Below are 18,159 nucleotides of genomic sequence, written 5' to 3' on the forward strand. Positions count from 1 at the left end.
ACCTGAAATATCGAGCCGAACTCAGGTTCTGAAAAGTTTGAAGATCGGCTCCCTTCCCCCTCGCCCCCTTGGGGGAGAGGGTTGGGGTGAGGGGGTAGGATTTACCAGACGCTGCAAATCACCAATCTTTCCCAACAAAAAGCCCCGCATCTGCGGGGCTTTTTATTTACGCGGCAGACTTGGCCTTGATCTTCTTCAGCTCTTCATCCCGCAATTCGCGGCGCAGGATCTTGCCGACGTTGGTGGTCGGCAGCGCATCGCGGAATTCCACCGAGCGCGGCACTTTGTAGCCGGTAACGTTGGCGCGCATGTGGTCCATGACCTGCTCTTTGGTCAGGGTCACGCCCGGTTTGGCGACGATGAAAATCTTGATCGCCTCACCCGATTTCTCGTCCGGCACACCGATCGCCGCGCACTGCAACACGCCCGGCAAAGTCGCCAGCACGTCTTCCAGTTCGTTCGGATAGACGTTGAAGCCAGACACCAGAATCATGTCTTTCTTGCGATCGACGATGCGCATGTAGCCGTCCGGCTGGATCAGCGCGATGTCACCGGTTTTCAGCCAGCCGTCGCTGTCGAGCATTTCATCGGTGGCTTCCTGACGCTGCCAGTAGCCCTTCATCACTTGCGGGCCTTTGACGCACAGCTCGCCGATCTCGCCCAGCGGCTGTTCGACACCGGCATCGTCGATGACTTTGCACAGGGTCGACGGCACCGGAATGCCGATGGTGCCGATCTGGATGTGCTGGATCGGGTTGACCGTGGCCACCGGGCTGGTTTCGGTCATGCCGTAGCCTTCGCAGATGGCGCAACCGGTCACGGCTTTCCAGCGCTCGGCCGCCGCCAATTGCAGGGCCATGCCGCCGGACAGGGTAACTTTCAGCGCGGAGAAATCCAGTTTGCGGAAACCTTCGTTGTTGCACAGCGCCACGAACAGCGTGTTCAGACCGACGAAACCGCTGAACTTCCACTTCGACAGTTCCTTGACCATCGCCGGCAGGTCGCGCGGGTTGCTGATCAGGATGTTGTGGTTGCCGATTAGCATCATCGCCATGCAATGAAAGGTGAACGCATAGATGTGATACAGCGGCAGCGGCGTGATCAGGATCTCGCAGCCTTCGTTGAGGTTGGAGCCCATCAGCGCCTTGCATTGCAGCATGTTGGCGACCAGGTTGCGGTGCGTCAGCATCGCGCCCTTGGCCACGCCGGTGGTGCCGCCGGTGTATTGCAGCACTGCGACATCGCCGCTGTCCGGATTGGCTTCGGCCACTGGCTGGCCGTGGCCTTTGCTCAGGACGTCGTTGAACTTGATGGCTTTGGGCAAGTGATAGGCCGGGACCATTTTCTTCACGTACTTGATGACGCTGTTGATCAGCAGGCGCTTGATCGGCGGCAGCAAGTCGGCGACTTCGGTGACGATGACGTGCTTGACGCCGGTCTTCGGCACCACGGCTTCGGCCAGGTGCGCCATGTTCGCCAGGCACACCAGGGCCTTGGCGCCGGAGTCGTTGAATTGGTGTTCCATTTCCCGCGCGGTGTACAGCGGGTTGGTGTTGACCACGATCAGCCCGGCGCGAATGGCACCGAAGACCGCGACCGGGTACTGCAGGACGTTGGGCAGTTGCACGGCGATTCGATCACCGGGCTGCAAGTCGGTATGCTGTTGCAGATACGCGGCAAAGGCACCGGACAGCTCGTACAGCTCACCGTAGGTGATTGTCTTGCCGAGGTTGCTGAAAGCCGGTTTGTTGGCGAAGCGTTGGCAGGATTGCTTCAACACTGCCTGAATGTTCGGATACTCGTCTGGATTGATCTCGGCTGCGATTCCAGCCGGGTACTTATCCTTCCAAAAGTCTTCGATCATGGAAGCCCACTCCTCAGCAACGCGAATTCTTCACCGCATTTGATGCGATTATTATTGGTGTGTGTTTTGTATTGGTGAATCCGGCGTTTTACAGGCCGAGAAGTCACAAAGCGCGCCGAGAGTAGCAGCTTTGCCAAGGGTCGACCAGAGCCAAAAGAGGCCCCTACAGTCATATTGATGACTCAAGACTTGCCAGCGGTCATTTTAGAGCAAAAATCCTATTACCCTGTGAAAGCCCCGTAGTCATGGGGTGTAAAAGCAAAAGAACGCAGCCTTCGGCAGCTCCTACATTTGGAATGCGTTTCCTGTAGGAGCTGCCGAAGGCTGCGATCTTTTCGCTCGTAACCTTTATGCGATATCCCGCAACTCGCGCCGCAGAATTTTCCCTACAGGCGTCATCGGCAACGACTCACGCAACACGATGTGTTTCGGCACCTTGTAGGCCGTGAAATTCTCTTTGCAGTAAGCCTTCAGCTCTTCCAGGCTGACCCCGCTCTCCCGCGCCACCACAAACAGCTTCACCGCCTCTCCCGAACGCTCGTCCGGCACGCCGATGACCGCGCAGTTAGCGACTTTCGGGTGGGCCATGACCACGTCTTCGATTTCGTTGGGATAAACGTTGAAGCCGGAGACGATGATCATGTCCTTCTTGCGATCGACGATGCGCACGAAACCGTCCGGGTCGATCACGGCGATATCGCCGGACTTGAACCAGCCCTCGGCGTCCAGCACTTCGGCGGTGGCTTCGGGTTTGTTCCAGTAGCCCTTCATGATCTGCGGGCCTTTGATGCACAGCTCGCCGCGTTCGCCCAGTGGCTGTTCGACGCCGTCATCGTTGATGATTTTCACCAGCGTGCCCGGCACCGGCAGGCCGACAGTGCCCAGGCGCGACTGGTCGCCGTAGGGGTTGGTGCAGGCCACTGGCGAGGTTTCGGTCAGGCCGTAGCCTTCGGTGATACGGCAACCGGTCATCTGCTCCCAGCGCTCGGCGGTGGCCTTGACCAGCGCGGTGCCGCCGGAGTTGGTCAGCTTCAGGCTGGAGAAGTCCAGGGTCTTGAAATCGGGATGATCCATCAGCGCAACGAACAAGGTGTTCAAACCCAGCAGCGCCGAGAAACGCCAGTTTTTCAGTTCCTTGATGAAGCCGGCGATGTCGCGCGGATTGGAGATCAACACGTTGTGGTTGCCGGACACCATCATGCACATGCAATTCGCAGTGAAGGCATAGATGTGGTACAGCGGCAGCGGCGCAATCATCACCTCCTGGCCTTCGCGCAACAGCGGTTGACCGTCCGGGCCGAGCTGAGCCAGACAGGCGCGCACCTGCTGCATGTTCGCCACCAGATTGCCGTGGGTGAGCATCGCGCCCTTGGCCAGGCCGGTGGTGCCGCCGGTGTATTGCAGCACGGCGATGTCATCGAGGCCGACGTTCAGCGGCTTGATGCCCAGACCACGCCCCATGCGCAGCGCACTTTTGAACGAAGTGGCTTGCGGCAGCGAATACTCGGGCACCAGTTTCTTCACTTTGCTGACCACGGTGTTGACCAGCCAGCCTTTGGCGGTGGGCATCAGGTCGCCCATCTTCGCTTCGATCAAATATTGGATGTCGGTGTCGGGCAGCACTTCCTGGACTTTCTGTCCGAACAGATTCAGGTAGACCAGCGCGCGTGCGCCGGAATCCTTGAACTGGTGGCGCATCTCGCGCGGCGTATACAACGGGTTGGTGTTGACCACGATCAGCCCGGCGCGCAGCGCGCCGAACACGGCAATCGGATAATGCAGGACGTTGGGCATCTGCACCGCAATGCGATCCCCCGGCACCAGATCGGTATGGGCCTGCAGGTAACCGGCGAACGCCGCACTCTGGCGTTCGAGTTCGGCGTAGGTCAGGGTGATGCCCATGCTGCTGAACGCCGGGCGGTCAGCGAACTTCTTGCAGGAACGCTCAAACACTTCGATGACCGACTTGAACTCGCCCATGTCGATGTCCAGCGGTACGCCGGCCGGGCGTTTGTCATTCCAGAAATCAGGTTGCATTGTTCTTGTCCTCTTTACCTGAGCCGATCCGGGAGCCGCTTTCTGTCGTTTCTGCTTCGTCCATGGAAGGCGAAAAGCACAAAGCGGAGCTTCACGGACACTAGCAGCTATGGCCATTGAGGCAAATATGACGCAAGCCCTCATTGATCCCGTGAATCTTCCTGCCGTGGCGTGAGCTGATCAGACGCGCTATACACTGTGGCGATGCTGAGCAAAGGAATCGCCATGACCCACGACACCTTCTGGCTGGACGCGAGTGACCGCAGCCGCCTGTACGTCAACCGCTGGCTACCGGCCACGCCATTGAAAGCGGTGATTCTGCTGGCCCATGGTATGGCCGAACACAGCGCTCGCTACGCGCGGCTCGCCGACACGTTTTGCGACAAAGACTATGGCGTGTACGCCCCGGATCTGCGCGGCCATGGTCGCACCGCCGACAACGGCACCCTTGGCCATTTCGCCGATGACGACGGCTGGTGCAAGGTCGTTGGCGATCTGGCCAGCCTCAACCAGCACATCGGCCAGCAACATCCCGGCGTGCCGATCATCCTGCTCGGCCACAGCATGGGCAGCTACATCGCCCAAGGCTATTTGTTGCACCACAGCGCCAGTCTGCACGGGGCGATTCTCAGCGGCTCGAATTTCCAGCCGGTGGCCCTCTATCGCGTCGCGCGGCAGATCGCCCGGCTGGAAAAACTGCGCCAGGGCGGCAAGGGCCGCAGTGCGTTGATCGAGTGGCTGTCGTTCGGCTCGTTCAACAATAAATTCAAACCGGTGCGCACCCGTTTCGACTGGCTGAGCCGTGATCCGGCCGAAGTCGACAAGTACGCCGCCGACCCGTTGTGCGGCTTTCGCTGCACCAATCAGCTGTGGATCGACCTGCTCGGCGGCTTGCAGCAAATCAGCAAAGCGTCCAATCTCGCGCAGATCGACCCGGGCCTGCCGCTGCTGGTGATTGGCGGCGAATGTGATCCGGTGAGCGAGGGCAAGCGTCTGACAGATCTGGCCAATGCCTTGCGCAGGGCCGGCAGCCAGCACCTGCAACTGAAGATCTACCCGCAGGCCCGGCACGAATTGTTCAATGAAAGTAATCGCGACGAAGTGACCACCGATGTGCTCGCCTGGATCGACCAGGCCCTGAGCCACCGGCGCCCGCAGCGCAGCGAATAATTTTTTGTGGATTGACTGAAATCCGTCACAGGAATCGAAACCGATGACCCAGGTTACCAACATCCCTTACGAAGCCCTCGAAGTCGGCCAGACCGCCAGCTACAGCAAGACTGTCGAAGAGCGCGACATTCAGCTGTTCGCCGCGATGTCAGGCGACCACAACCCGGTACATCTGGACGCCGAGTTTGCCGCCGCCAGCATGTTCAAGGAGCGCATCGCCCACGGCATGTTCAGCGGTGCGCTGATCAGCGCCGCCGTTGCATGCGAATTGCCTGGGCCGGGCACCATTTATATCGGTCAGCAGATGAGCTTTCAGAAGCCGGTGAAGATCGGCGACACGCTGACGGTGCGTCTTGAAATTCTGGAGAAACTGCCGAAATTCCGCGTGCGCATTGCCACTCGCGTATTCAATCAGCGTGATGAATTGGTAGTGGATGGCGAGGCGGAGATTCTCGCGCCGCGCAAACAGCAGACGGTGACGTTGCCGACATTGCCGGCGATCAGTATCGGTTGATCGAAAAGATCGCAGCCTGCGGCAGCTCCTACTTTGGAATTCATTCCCCTGTAGGAGCTGCCGCAGGCTGCGATCTTTGCTTTCCAGACGCGCACAAAAAACGCCAGACAAGCTGGCGTTTTTTTTCAGCCGACTAACTCTTACGAGTTCGCACGAGCCTGATTACGCAGGGCTTTCACCTGGTCGTGGTTGCGTTGTACGCCGTGGTACTGACGCTCAACCAGGTCACGAATACCCACCAGATTGTGCTTGGTGATTTTTTCCAGCGCTTCTTTGTAAGCCTTCAGGGCATGGTCTTCACCGCGCTCGGCTTCGTTCAGCACAGCCTCTTCGTCTTTGCCGGTGAACATGGCTTTCACGTCGACCCAGCGACGGTGCAGGTCACCGCTCACGCTGGTGGAAGTTTCCGGATCGCCGCCCAGCGAACGAACGGCCGCTTGCAGCTCAGCTGCGGCAGCGGCGCAATCAGCTGCGCGAGTCACAAACAGGCTTTTCAGCTCTGGGTGCTTGATGTCTTCGGCGCAAGTCTTGAAACCTTCCTGACCGTCCTTGGAGGTTTCGATCAGGTCATTGAGTACCGAGATGGATTCTTTGTTTACGTCAGTCATTTTCCAATTCCTTGCGGTTGGTTGAAGATGCAAGGGATATTGCAGTGTGCGTGCCAGTTTGCTTATTGATAATAGAACCTTATTTTTCAGTGACTTACAAAAGATTGAACCATCTGCATGCTGGTTTTTTGCATGATCTGTCATTTGGCCTGCATGCAGAATGCCTGTATTTTCCAGGCTGTGATGTGAATCGATGAAGCGTGCTGATGAATCCGGAAAAACTCGAACTGCTGATCACCCGCGAAATGCCCTTCGGCAAGTACAAAGGGCGGATCATTGCCGACCTGCCTGGCCCCTATCTGAACTGGTTTGCCCGTGAAGGCTTTCCCCACGGTGAACTCGGTGGCCTGCTGGCGCTGATGCAGGAGATTGACCATAACGGCCTGTCCGACCTGCTCGAGCCGCTGCGCGCCAAACACGGCAAACCCGCCCCGCGCCACTGACGCGCCCTTCCCTCTTGAGCCTTGCCGACCATGCCTGACAACACCCGCCGCGCCCGTGACGAAGCCTTCTGGCAAACCTTTGCCGACCGATACGATGTGCAGCCCGGCCCGGTCAACCTGGAAAACGGTTACTTCGGGCGCATGTCGCGCACAGTGATCGAGGAATACCAGCGCAACATCGAGCTGATCAACGCCAGCAACTCGATTTATGCACGCCAGCGCTTTGAACAGCACGACAACCTCGAGATCCGCGCGCAACTGGCCGAACTGATTGGCGTCCGCGCGCAAAGCGTGGCCCTGACCCGCAATGCCACCGAAGGCCTGCAATCGCTGATCCGCAATTACAATCGTCTGCAACCGGGTGATCAGGTACTGATCTGCGACCTCGAGTACGACACGGTCAAGGGCGCCATGCGCTGGCTGGCGAAGCAGCGTGGCGTGGAGGTCATCGAAATTGCCCACCACCATCCCGCCAGTTTCGACAGCCTGCTGGAAAGCTACCGCGAGGCTTTCGTCAGCCATCCAAAACTCAAACTGATGGCCCTGACCCACGTCACCCATCGCACCGGTCTGGTCATGCCGGTGCAGGCCATCGCCGCATTGGCCAAAGAGCATGGCGTCGACATCATCCTCGACGGTGCCCACGCCCTCGGCCAGATTGAATTCGACCTGCAAGCGTTGGGCATCGCTTTCGCCGGTTACAACCTGCACAAATGGATCGGCGCGCCGCTGACCCTTGGCTTCATCTATATCGCCCCGCAGCGTCTGGCTGATATCGATCCGGACATGGGCGAGATGCATTACCCGGTCAGCGATATTCGCGCGCGGACCTCGTACAGCACGCCGAACATCCCGGCGCTGATGACCTTGCCGCTGGTGTTCGAAGAGCACGACGCGCTCGGCGGCGCCGCCGCCAAAAGCCCACGCCTGAGTTACCTGCGCAACCTGTGGGTCAGCCGGGTCCGGCACCTGCCGGGCATCGAGGTGCTGACGCCGGACGACCCGCAACTGTATTGCGGGATCACCGCGCTGCGCTTCACCCGGCATGCCGATCAGCAGGCCATGGCCGAGCGTCTGCTCAGAGAGTTCAACCTGTTCACCGTGGTGCGCACCGGCGCCGCGTGCGGGCCGTGCATTCGCATCACCCCGGGGCTGACCACCACGGCTGGCGAGATGGAGCAGTTGGTCCACGCATTGAACGAGCTGCGCTAGAACGGCGCTCCGGAGTTTTTTTCGTAGCCTTCCAGGCCAAGTTGCGACGACACGGCAAAGGTGTCGATGCCGAGGGTCTGGCAGGCGAAAGCACCGTCTTCAAGATCCGCGCCGGCGATCGGCTGCAACACCAACCGCAAGGCGTCCTCGGCGGCACCTTCACAGCCGCAGCGGCCTGGGACGTGCAAGGTGCCGGCCCAGGCCTCGTGGTGAGCTTGCGCTCCTGCTTCGTCGCCGGGAATGAATACGTTCAGCTTCAGGCAAGCAGCGCCGTGCGCCAGTCGGTCCGGATAGACACTGGTGAAACGGACGATGCCATGGCTGTCGGTCGATTGACTGCCGCCCAGGCTGGTGTCGCCATCGACACGCTGTTGAATGCGCACCAGCGCGCCGATGACCGGCTCGCTGGTCATCGCATCGACCAGCGACAGACGCAGGACCAGCGGCAAGCCTTGGACACCTTGGCTGATATTGCGCACTTGAGATTCAGCTGCGGGCCGGCCGAGGGGAAGTTGCTTCGGTTGATAACGGGATTGTGGCGTAAGGGTCAGAGACTGAAGGTCGTCCATGAGGCGTTCTCTCTTCCATAAGATGGACGCAGATTAACCCCGTGAAAAAGTCAGCGTGCAGTAACTATGTATCGCCGCATGTACCGGCAATTTTTTTCAGCGCAAAAAAAAGGTGCGCCGACCAAGCGCACCATAAAGCCGTAAAGCACACAACGAAGTGTCGGGTAACGATCAGTCCAGCAGCGCCAAGGCTTCGGCAGTGCATTCCTGAATGCGGGACCAGTCGCCGTTCTTGATCCACTCCGGATCAAGCATCCAGCTACCGCCCACGCACATGACGTTTTTCAGCGCCATGTAGCTCTTGATATTGGCCGGGCCGACGCCGCCAGTCGGGCAGAATTTCACTTCGCCGAACGGGCCGCCGAGGGCCTTGATTGCCGCCACGCCACCGCTGACTTCCGCCGGGAACAGCTTGAAGCGGCGATAGCCCAGACCGTAGCCTTCCATGATCCCCGAGGCGTTGCTGATGCCCGGCAACAGCGGAATCGGGCTGTCGACGCTGGCTTCGAGCAGGTCGCGGGTGATGCCCGGGGTGACGATGAACTGCGAGCCTGCCGCTTCCGCCGCTGCGAGCATGTTGCGGTCGAGCACGGTGCCGGCACCGGTCATCAGTTCCGGGCGCTGTTCGCGCAGGATCTGAATGGCCTTGAGGCCGAACTGCGAACGCAGGGTCACTTCCAGCGCAGTCAGGCCACCGGCGGCGAGGGCGTCGGCCAGCGGCAGCACGTCCTGTTCGCGAGCGATGGTGATCACCGGCAGGATCCGCGCCTTGGCGCAGAGACTGTCGATCAGGGCAACTTTGTCCGCCATGGAAACGGTCGGGGATGGGGTTGTCATAGCGGCTGTTCCTTGGCTCATGGGCACCAGTAAATCTCTAACGTAGGTTGCAGAAACGCGCGCACCGGCATGGCCGCAACGTCATCGGATGCCAGCGCGGCATTCAGGGTGGTCAGTTTCGATTGACCGGAAATCGACAGAATCTTGTGCCGGGCCGAGGCCAGCAGCGCGCGGCTCATGGTCAGGCGCTGACGCGGCACGCTTGGCGCCAGCATCGGCCAGCAACGGCGCGTGCCATCGGCTTGCAGGGCTTCGGCGAGGTTCGGGCTGTCGGGGAACAGCGATGCGGTGTGGCCGTCATCGCCCATGCCCAGCACCAGCACGTCGATCGGCGGCAGTTCGCCGAGCAGACGATCGGCCTGTTCAGCAGCCTGCTCGACGTTGGCCGCCGCGCTGTAGAGGCTGAGGAACTGCGCCTTGGCTGCCGGGCCTTTAAGCAGATACTGCTTGAGCAGGCCGGCATTGCTGTCGGCATGTTCCACCGGTACCCAGCGTTCGTCGGCCAGGGTCACAACGACCTTCGACCAGTCCAGCTCCTGCTTGGCCAGGTGCTGGAAAAACGCTACCGGGCTGCGCCCGCCGGACACCACCAGCACCGCGTTGCCGCGCGCGGCAATGGCGTCGCTCAGTTGATTGGCAACGTTCAGCGCCAGGCCTTCAGCCAGCAGCACCGGGCTGTTGAATTCGCGGGCAGTCACACCCGTCGGCAGTTGCACATCAGATATCGCCATACCACGACCTCCCGTCCCGCGTGATCAAAGCAATGGAGCTCATCGGCCCCCACGACCCGGCCGCATAAGGCTTGGGCGCGTCGCCGGATTTCTTCCACCCGGCAATCAGCTGGTCACACCACTTCCACGCGGCTTCGATTTCATCTTTACGGACAAACAGGTTCTGATTGCCGTTCATCACTTCCAGCAACAACCGCTCGTAGGCATCGGGGATCCGCGCGCTACGCCAGGTGTCGGAGAAATTCAGTTGCAGCGGCCCGCTGCGCAGTTGCATGCCCTTGTCCAGGCCCTGCTCTTTGGTCATCACGCGCAAGGAAATGCCTTCGTCCGGTTGCAGGCGGATGATCAGTTTGTTGCTGATCTGCAGGCGTTGCTCCGGGGCGAAGATGTAGTGCGACGGTTCCTTGAAGTGGATGACGATCTGCGACAGCTTCTGCGGCATGCGCTTGCCGGTACGCAGGTAGAACGGCACGCCGGCCCAGCGCCAGTTGCGGATGTCGGCACGCAGGGCGACGAAGGTTTCGGTGTCGCTCTGGGTATTGGAATTCGGTTCTTCGAGGTAACCCGGAACGGATTTGCCTTCGCTGTGGCCGGCGATGTACTGGCCGCGCACCACTTGTGTGGTCAGGCCTTCCGGACTGATCGGCGCCAGCGCCTTGAGCACTTTTACCTTTTCGTCACGGATGCTGTCGGCGGACAGGTCGGCCGGCGGGTCCATGGCAATCAGGCAGAGCAGCTGCAACAGGTGATTCTGGATCATGTCGCGCAGTTGGCCGGCCTTGTCGAAATAGCCCCAGCGGCCTTCGATGCCGACCTTCTCGGCCACGGTGATTTCCACGTGGGAGATGTAATTCTGGTTCCACTGGGTTTCGAACAGGCTGTTGGCGAAACGCAGGGCGATCAGGTTCTGAACGGTCTCTTTGCCCAGATAGTGGTCGATGCGGTAGGTGCGGTCTTCCGGGAAGAACTGCGCTACTGCGTCGTTGACCTTGCGCGAGGACTCAAGGTCAGAACCGATCGGCTTTTCCAGGACCACACGGGTGTTTTCGGCCAGACCGACTTTCTCGAGGTTCTCGCAGATCGCGCCGTACACCGCCGCCGGGGTGGCGAAGTAGGCAATCATGCGCTGGCTGCTGCCGGCCAGTTCCGCCAGCGCCACGTAATCCTCAGCCTTGAGGAAGTCGACATGCAGATAGGTCAGGCGCGCGAGGAAGCGCTCGGCCACGGTTTCGTTCAGCTCTTTGCCGACATAACGGCGCAATTCGGCGGCGATGAACGCCATGTGCTGCTGCTCGCTGCCGGGCTCACGGGCCAGCGCGATGATGCGCGTGTCCTCGTGCAGCAGGTCGGCACCGTCAAGGTGATACAGGGCAGGAAACAGCTTGCGCAGGGCCAGATCGCCAAGCGCGCCGAACAAGGCAAAGGTGCACGGTTCAACCGTAATGGAAGGCATGATGTTTGTTCTTTTATCAAGTTAAGCTACAAATACCTTTTTTCAAGGCATCACTCAAGGGAAAATGTAGTAATAACCACAACATTTTCGCAGAATACTCAATCCGAGTGGTGGTCGCCCGGACGCATCAGTAGGATAGGCCACCGTCACGGGCCATATCAAAGGCCCAATTTGCATAGCCCGACGCAACTCTGCGTCGGTGAATCAGGAATTCCATATGGACCGCGTGCGAAATTTACTGGAACAGATCCAGAGTCGCCTTGAAGAGCTGAACAAGGCCGAACGTAAGGTCGCCGAGGTGATTCTGCTCAATCCGCAGCAGGCCACCCGCTTCAGCATCGCCGCCCTCGCCCAGGCCGCCTCGGTGAGCGAACCGACGGTCAACCGTTTCTGCCGCTCGTTCGGTGTCAGCGGCTACCCCGAACTCAAGCTGCAATTGGCCCAGAGCCTGGCCAGTGGTGCGGCGTATGTCAGCCGCGCGGTCGAGGCCGACGACAATCCCGAGGCGTACACGCAGAAGATTTTCGGCAGCGCCATCGCTTCCCTGGACAGTGCTTGCCAGGCGCTCGACCCGAACCTGATCAGCCGCGCCGTCGACCTGTTGATCCAGGCCCGGCAGATCCACTTCTTCGGCCTCGGCGCTTCGGCCCCGGTGGCGCTGGATGCGCAGCACAAGTTCTTCCGCTTCAACCTCGCTGTCACTGCCCACGCCGATGTGCTGATGCAGCGGATGATTGCCTCGGTGGCGCACACCGGCGAGCTGTTCGTGATCATTTCCTACACCGGGCGTACCCGCGAACTGGTGGAAGTGGCGCGAATCGCCCGGGAGAACGGTGCTTCGGTTTTGGGCCTGACAGCGGAGAATTCACCACTGGCCAAAGCCAGTACCCTGAGCCTGAACATTCCACTGCCGGAAGACACCGACATTTATATGCCCATGACCTCGCGGATCATTCAGTTGACCGTGCTGGATGTGCTGGCAACGGGAATGACCTTGCGCCGTGGCGTGGATTTCCAGCCGCATCTGCGCAAGATCAAAGAGAGTTTGAATGCCAGCCGGTATCCGGTTGGGGATGAATTCAACTAAAGATCAAAAGCCCCCTCACCCCAGCCCTCTCCCGGAGGGAGAGGGAGCCGACCGAGGTGTCTTGCGCGGTACATTGACCTGAAATATCCAGTCGATTATGGATTCAGAACTGCACTTTCACGTCGGCGTAATTCTTGAGCATCCCCCATTCGGTCCCCTCTCCCTCTGGGAGAGGGCTAGGGTGAGGGTATCGGTGTACTTGACGCACTAAGCCGCCGCCCACGCCTGCAAACTCAAATGCGCCTTCTCCCCCGGCGCCAGGTGCAGGCTGTCCGTGCCACCCGCCGCTGCCTCCACGCAGACGAATTCGGAAATCTCGTCCCAACTCACCCCCAGCAACGGCCGCGCGCCGGGATGCCAGACGACGGTGTCGCCGCTGTCACCGGTATCGATGCACAACTCGCGCTGCCAGGCGTGATCCTTGAGCTGCAATTCGCCGTCATGCTGGAACACCCGCTGACAGCCGCCATCGACCCGCAACTCGCCTTCCTGCTGGCAAACCTGACGATTCAACTGGTCATAACCCTGAGCGCCTTCGAGGCCAGACAGCGCTATCTCACCAACATCGCCTATACGCCAGTAAGCGTGCAAAGCCTGGCTCAACTGACACGGCATGTCGTCCTGATGCTCGGTGCTCAGGCGTAATTCCATGCGTTCGCCCAGGTGCGCGTGCAGGTCGACCTGCCAATCGCACAGCTGCAGTTGCCAGTGCAGGCGCACGCCATCTTCGGCGCTGCTACTGTCGAGCAACTTCCAGTCGAGCAGACGCGCCCAACCGTGCGACGGCCAGGCGTTTTCGCTCGGATGACGGCCATACCACGGCCAGCACACCGGCACGCCACCGCGAATCGCGCCGACATGCGGCCACTTCGCCGCGCACCACAACCACGGCTTCTGCCCACGCGGCTGAAAGTGCAGCAACTGCGCGCCCTGACGACTGAACACCGCCTGACACAGCGGATGATCGATCACCAACACGTCGCGCATCTGATAGCGCTCCCAGGCGAACACCGGTCGCTCGCGCAGGGATTTGAAGAAGCGTTGCAGCGGATGCTCAGGCATTGGCTACGGTTCCGAATCAACTTTCATGGGCGGCGCGAACCCTCCAAAAAAAAGCGGACAGCCTGGGCTGTCCGCAAAATGCGCACATAGAGAGGAGCTTATCGCAGACGCGTCAGAACGTTGACTGAATTTTCAGGCCAGCGACCAAAGCGTTATCGACTTCATCCACACCGCCCGGATGGGTGATGTATTGCAGGTTGGGACGCACGGTCAGCCAGTTGGTGACATGGATGCCGTAGTTGAGCTCGTAGTTGTATTCGGTTTCACGAATCGGCGAGAACGCGGCGTTGTCGTAGTCGGACACACCGTTGGAAGCGTTCAGCAGTTCAGCGTTGCGCTTGACGTCCTTGTTGACGTGGATACGCGCCGCGCCGATACCGATGTCATCCTTCGGACGCGCATCGAACGGGCCTTTGTAGACAAACATCACCGACTGGTAGTTGTCGATGAAGTTGGTGTCCTTGTCGTGGAAGGTCGCGTTGGCGGCGATGTTCAGACCGCGAGTCGCATCACCGTTGTGGCTGGTGAGTTGCTGTTGCGCAACGAACCAGTAACCGCTTTTGCTGTTGTGCGACTTGTAGTCATCACCGGTGGTTGCCGCATCGAAACCGTTGACGTCTTCGCGAACGTCGTCGGCATCGGCCGTGCTCTTGTAGTAACCGACGCGGTATTCGCCCGGCAGGCTGTTGACCTTCGGCGACCAGACCAACTCAACCGGCAGCACGGTACCTTTGGTGCCGCTGCCGCTGAGCTTGAAGCCGTTGCCGTGTTCCAGTTGCGACGGGTTCTGGTTGTACGCACCGATCTGCGCGTAGAGCTCGTCGTTGATGTTGTACTTCACACGGATCGCGGCCTGGCTGACGGGCCAGTTGTACCAGATGTTGGTCGCCCAGTTACCCACTTGCGAACCGCAGAACGCCAGGTTCTGGAAGTCGCACGGGAAGGTGTTGAAGTCTTCGCCTTCGCCGAAGTAACCGGCCTTGACGTCGAGCTTGTTGTCGAAGAACTGGTGCTGAATCCACAGTTGGGTCAGACGCACCATGTGGCCACGGCCGTAGACTTCCTGCGAGGAGCTGAGGGTGCCGGCACGCGGATCGCCAACGCGGTCGTTGGAGATGTTGTAGCCGTTACGATTGGTCAGCTGGATCTTCGCCTGGGTGTTGTCCCAGCCCCACAGCTTCTGCAGGTCGAGGGCCACGCCCAGACCGAACTGGTCGGCATAACGCGCAGTCTTGTCGTCGTTGTAGCCACCGTTCAGGTTGGCGCCCATCTCGCCAACGTAGTCGGCCTTGATGTCGATACCCTGCTCGATCAGCTTGGTGCGCTCGCCGCCCCAGTCGCCGGTCATCCACTTGGAGTCGGAGCTGAACGCATCCGCCGCCATTGCATTACCGGCCAGCACCAGTGCAGCTGCCGCTGAAACCTGGCAGATCAACCGGGCATTGACGTGTTTCTTTTTCATCCCTACATCCTCGTCTTTATTGTTATTAACTGTTTTTATCTAACGCGGTTTACATAAAGTGCAGTGCTCGACAGGCCGGGCACTGCTTGCCCCCTGTGGGAGCGAGCCTGCTCGCGAATGCGGTGTATCAGGCGACATCAATGCTGGATGTCAGACCGCTTTCGCGAGCAGGCTCGCTCCCACATTTTGTACTTCAGCGGCCTTTGAACTGCGCCACATTCGCCGACCGGGTCTCTGTCTGCACCTGGCCCGCAACGCCCAGACGCTCGCCGGTATTGGCGTCGAACAACAACACTTTCGATGGATCGAACTGCAGCGTCAGGCTTTCGCCCACCTGCGGTGCCACGTCCGGCGCCAGTCGGCAGCAGACCTTGGTGTCATTCAGATTGACGAACACCAGCGTGTCCGGACCGGTCGGTTCAGTGACCTGCACTTCGGCACGGATGCTCGGCAGACCATTGCCCTCGCCATTCGCCAGAACAATCTGCTCCGGGCGCAGGCCGAGGATTACTTCGCGATCTTCGAGGCCGGCGTCCTGCATGCTCATCGGCAATTCGCAGCGCGCCTGGCCGCTGTCGAGTAGCGCCAGCAGGCGACCGTCCTTGCGCTGCAAACGCAGGGGGATGAAGTTCATCGGCGGCGAACCGATGAAGCTTGCGACGAACAGGTTGGCCGGGTCGTTGTAGATGTCTTTCGGCGTGCCGAACTGCTGAATGATGCCGTCCTTCATCACCGCCACCTTGTCGCCCAGGGTCATCGCTTCGATCTGGTCGTGGGTCACGTAGACCGTGGTGGTTTTCAGACGCTGGTGCATCAGTTTCATTTCGGTACGCATCTCGACGCGCAGCTTGGCGTCGAGGTTCGACAGCGGTTCGTCGAACAGGTAGATCTTCGGCCGCCGCGCCAGTGCACGGCCCATCGCCACGCGCTGTTGCTGACCACCGGAGAGCTGGCCCGGTTTGCGATTGAGCAGGTGTTCGATCTGCAACAGCTTGGCCACGCGGGCGACTTCTTCGTCGATCGCCGCCTGCGGCATCTTGCGGATCTTCAGGCCGAACTCGATGTTCTCGCGCACGCTCATGGTCGGGTACAGCGCGTAGGACTGAAACACCATGGCGATGTCGCGATCCTTGGGGCTCATGCCGCTGACGTCCTGATCACCGATCATGATCGCGCCGCCGGTGATGGTTTCCAGACCGGCGATGCAGTTCATCAAGGTCGATTTGCCGCAGCCCGACGGGCCGACGAGGATCAGGAATTCACCGTCCTTGATCGACAGTTCGATGTTCTTCAGGGTGTCCGGCAGGCCGGCCCCGTAGGTCTTGTTTACGTTGCGAAGTTCAAGCGTAGCCATGATTACCCCTTGACCGCGCCGGCCGTCAGCCCGCGCACGAAATACTTGCCTGCGACCACATAGACCAGCAGGGTCGGCAGGCCGGCGATCATCGCCGCTGCCATATCCACGTTGTATTCCTTGGCGCCGGTGCTGGTGTTGACCAGGTTGTTCAGCGCCACGGTGATCGGTTGCGAATCACCGCTGGAGAACACCACACCGAACAGGAAGTCGTTCCAGATCTGGGTGAACTGCCAGATCAGGCAGACCATGATGATCGGCGTCGACATCGGCAGAATGATGCGGCGGAAAATCGTGAAGAAACCCGCGCCATCCAGACGCGCAGCCTTGACCAGCGCATCGGGAATGCTCACGTAGTAGTTGCGGAAGAACAGTGTGGTGAACGCCAGACCGTAAACCACGTGCACGAACACCAGGCCGGTGGTGGTGCTCGCCAGGCCCATCTTGCCGAGGGTGAACGAGGCCGGCAGCAGCACGGTCTGGAACGGCAGGAAGCAGCCGAACAGCAGCAGACCGAAGAACAACTGCGAACCACGGAAGCGCCACATCGACAGCACGTAACCGTTCAACGCACCGATGGCGGTGGAGATGATGACGGCCGGTACGGTGATCTTGATCGAGTTCCAGAAGTAGCCGTCAACCGTGGCCCAGGCCTTGACCCAGCCAATGCCGCTGACCACGGTCGGCCAGCTCAGCAGGTTGCCGGTGCTGATGTCTTCCGGGGTCTTGAAGCTGGTCAGCAACATCACCACCAGCGGCACCAGATACAGAAACACCGCAAGGATCAGCACCGCGTAGATTGCGATGCGGCTCAAGCTGATAGCGGGTTTGGCAGCAAGACTAGTCATTACGCTTGGTCCTCAGCTCGGAGTACAGGTAAGGCACGATGATCGCGAGGATCGCACCGAGCATCAGAATCGCACTGGCCGAGCCCATGCCCATCTGGCCGCGACTGAAGGTGAAGGAATACATGAACATCGCTGGCAGGTCGGAGGAATAACCCGGGCCGCCGGCAGTCATTGCCGCAACCAGGTCGAAGCTCTTGATCGCGATGTGCGCGAGGATCATCACCGCACTGAAGAACACCGGACGCAGGCTTGGCAGTACGACTTTCCAGTAGATGCGCGGCATGCTCGCGCCGTCGATCTGCGCGGCACGGATGATCGATTGATCAACGCCACGCAGGCCGGCGAGGAACATCGCCATGATGAAGCCCGAGGCTTGCCACACAGCGGCGATCACCAGGCAGTAGACCACGCGATCGGGGTCGATCAGCCAGTCCAGACGGAAGCCTTCCCAGCCCCAGTCACGCAACAATTTGTCCAGGCCCATGCCCGGGTTGAGCAGCCATTTCCATGCGGTACCGGTGACGATCATCGAGAGCGCCATCGGGTACAGGTAAATGGTGCGGATAAAGCCTTCGCGACGGATGCGCTGATCGAGGAACACCGCCAGCAACACACCGATCACCAGGGTAATGCCGATGAACATGCCGCCGAACACGGCGAGGTTCTTGCTCGCCACCCACCAGCGATCGTTGTCGAACAACCGCGCGTATTGCGCCAGACCGGCCCACTTGTAGTTGGGCAGGAAGGTCGAGGTGGTGAACGACAGAATGAACGTCCACAGGATGTAGCCATAGAAGCCCACCAGCACGATGAACATGCTCGGCGCCAGCACCAGTTTCGGTAGCCAGCGCTGCAATGCATCGAACGGCGAGGCCTTGCTGAACACAGCAACAGAACTCATGGGGAAA

At 60.0% G+C, this 18,159-nt stretch carries 17 protein-coding genes; 5 read left to right on the forward strand and 12 right to left on the reverse strand.

Annotated elements, in window-relative coordinates; translation table 11 throughout:
- Positions 1-166: 166 nt before the first annotated feature.
- Complete coding sequence (fadD1, locus tag ACZ9BE_RS17730) at positions 167-1,864, reverse strand: long-chain-fatty-acid--CoA ligase FadD1 (RefSeq protein WP_024014053.1); 1,698 nt, start codon at positions 1,862-1,864, stop codon at positions 167-169.
- Positions 1,865-2,212: 348 nt separating this feature from the next.
- On the reverse strand, positions 2,213-3,901 hold the full coding sequence (gene fadD2 / locus ACZ9BE_RS17735) for a long-chain-fatty-acid--CoA ligase FadD2 (protein WP_024014054.1): 1,689 nt from the start codon (positions 3,899-3,901) through the stop codon (positions 2,213-2,215).
- A 225-nt stretch (positions 3,902-4,126) separates the two neighbouring features.
- Between fadD2 and ACZ9BE_RS17740 the strand changes: the two genes are divergently transcribed.
- The gene (locus tag ACZ9BE_RS17740) at positions 4,127-5,071 is read left to right on the forward strand and encodes an alpha/beta hydrolase (protein ID WP_206421681.1); all 945 of its coding nucleotides are present in this window, start codon (positions 4,127-4,129) and stop codon (positions 5,069-5,071) included.
- A gap of 43 nt (positions 5,072-5,114) precedes the next feature.
- Positions 5,115-5,585, forward strand: coding sequence for a MaoC family dehydratase (locus ACZ9BE_RS17745; protein ID WP_003227420.1), 471 nt, complete (start codon positions 5,115-5,117; stop codon positions 5,583-5,585).
- Positions 5,586-5,725: 140 nt separating this feature from the next.
- Here the strand turns inward: ACZ9BE_RS17745 and ACZ9BE_RS17750 are convergent, their stop codons facing one another.
- Positions 5,726-6,193 carry a PA2169 family four-helix-bundle protein gene (locus ACZ9BE_RS17750; protein WP_042607255.1) on the reverse strand — a complete coding sequence of 156 codons (468 nt, stop codon included), beginning with the start codon at positions 6,191-6,193 and terminating at the stop codon, positions 5,726-5,728.
- A gap of 206 nt (positions 6,194-6,399) precedes the next feature.
- On the opposite strand from ACZ9BE_RS17750, the gene ACZ9BE_RS17755 reads away from it, so the two are divergent.
- Both ACZ9BE_RS17755 and ACZ9BE_RS17760 read left to right on the forward strand, forming a co-directional pair.
- Positions 6,400-6,636 carry a DUF3820 family protein gene (locus ACZ9BE_RS17755; protein ID WP_003227425.1) on the forward strand — a complete coding sequence of 79 codons (237 nt, stop codon included), beginning with the start codon at positions 6,400-6,402 and terminating at the stop codon, positions 6,634-6,636.
- A 30-nt stretch (positions 6,637-6,666) separates the two neighbouring features.
- On the forward strand, positions 6,667-7,848 hold the full coding sequence (locus ACZ9BE_RS17760) for an aminotransferase class V-fold PLP-dependent enzyme (protein WP_476249752.1): 1,182 nt from the start codon (positions 6,667-6,669) through the stop codon (positions 7,846-7,848).
- Here the strand turns inward: ACZ9BE_RS17760 and ACZ9BE_RS17765 are convergent.
- From ACZ9BE_RS17765 to zwf, 4 genes are all read right to left on the reverse strand, one after another.
- Positions 7,845-8,417, reverse strand: coding sequence for a peptidase associated/transthyretin-like domain-containing protein (locus ACZ9BE_RS17765; RefSeq protein ID WP_150637501.1), 573 nt, complete (start codon positions 8,415-8,417; stop codon positions 7,845-7,847). The two genes, ACZ9BE_RS17760 and ACZ9BE_RS17765, sit on opposite strands and share 4 nt — an antisense overlap.
- A gap of 171 nt (positions 8,418-8,588) precedes the next feature.
- Positions 8,589-9,254, reverse strand: coding sequence for a bifunctional 4-hydroxy-2-oxoglutarate aldolase/2-dehydro-3-deoxy-phosphogluconate aldolase (locus tag ACZ9BE_RS17770; protein ID WP_056787965.1), 666 nt, complete (start codon positions 9,252-9,254; stop codon positions 8,589-8,591).
- A 17-nt stretch (positions 9,255-9,271) separates the two neighbouring features.
- Positions 9,272-9,985, reverse strand: coding sequence for a 6-phosphogluconolactonase (gene pgl, locus ACZ9BE_RS17775; protein ID WP_150637499.1), 714 nt, complete (start codon positions 9,983-9,985; stop codon positions 9,272-9,274).
- Positions 9,972-11,438, reverse strand: a complete 1,467-nt coding sequence (gene zwf, locus ACZ9BE_RS17780; RefSeq protein ID WP_016773537.1) for a glucose-6-phosphate dehydrogenase — start codon at positions 11,436-11,438, stop codon at positions 9,972-9,974. The genes pgl and zwf overlap by 14 nt, the downstream gene beginning before the upstream one ends.
- A gap of 226 nt (positions 11,439-11,664) precedes the next feature.
- Here zwf and ACZ9BE_RS17785 point away from each other — a divergent pair, with 226 nt between their 5' ends.
- Positions 11,665-12,525 (forward strand): MurR/RpiR family transcriptional regulator, encoded by an 861-nt coding sequence (locus ACZ9BE_RS17785; protein WP_169842436.1) that lies wholly within the window; start codon positions 11,665-11,667, stop codon positions 12,523-12,525.
- Between the two features lie 207 nt (positions 12,526-12,732).
- On the opposite strand, the gene ACZ9BE_RS17790 is transcribed toward ACZ9BE_RS17785, so the two are convergent.
- From ACZ9BE_RS17790 to ACZ9BE_RS17810, 5 genes are all read right to left on the reverse strand, one after another.
- Positions 12,733-13,587, reverse strand: coding sequence for a D-hexose-6-phosphate mutarotase (locus tag ACZ9BE_RS17790; RefSeq protein WP_095181488.1), 855 nt, complete (start codon positions 13,585-13,587; stop codon positions 12,733-12,735).
- A 112-nt stretch (positions 13,588-13,699) separates the two neighbouring features.
- Positions 13,700-15,049 (reverse strand): carbohydrate porin, encoded by a 1,350-nt coding sequence (locus tag ACZ9BE_RS17795; protein WP_476249753.1) that lies wholly within the window; start codon positions 15,047-15,049, stop codon positions 13,700-13,702.
- 193 nt (positions 15,050-15,242) lie between these two features.
- A complete protein-coding gene (locus ACZ9BE_RS17800; protein ID WP_041479770.1) occupies positions 15,243-16,403 on the reverse strand; it encodes an ABC transporter ATP-binding protein in 1,161 nt (386 codons plus the stop codon).
- 2 nt (positions 16,404-16,405) lie between these two features.
- Positions 16,406-17,251: a carbohydrate ABC transporter permease gene (locus tag ACZ9BE_RS17805; RefSeq protein WP_039758116.1), complete on the reverse strand. Its 846-nt coding sequence runs from the start codon at positions 17,249-17,251 to the stop codon at positions 16,406-16,408.
- Positions 17,244-18,152 carry a carbohydrate ABC transporter permease gene (locus ACZ9BE_RS17810; RefSeq protein WP_042607263.1) on the reverse strand — a complete coding sequence of 303 codons (909 nt, stop codon included), beginning with the start codon at positions 18,150-18,152 and terminating at the stop codon, positions 17,244-17,246. Before ACZ9BE_RS17810 ends, ACZ9BE_RS17805 begins: the two co-directional genes overlap by 8 nt.
- Positions 18,153-18,159: the final 7 nt, after the last annotated feature.

It is taken from the genome of Pseudomonas sp. TE9122 (genome assembly GCF_056278925.1).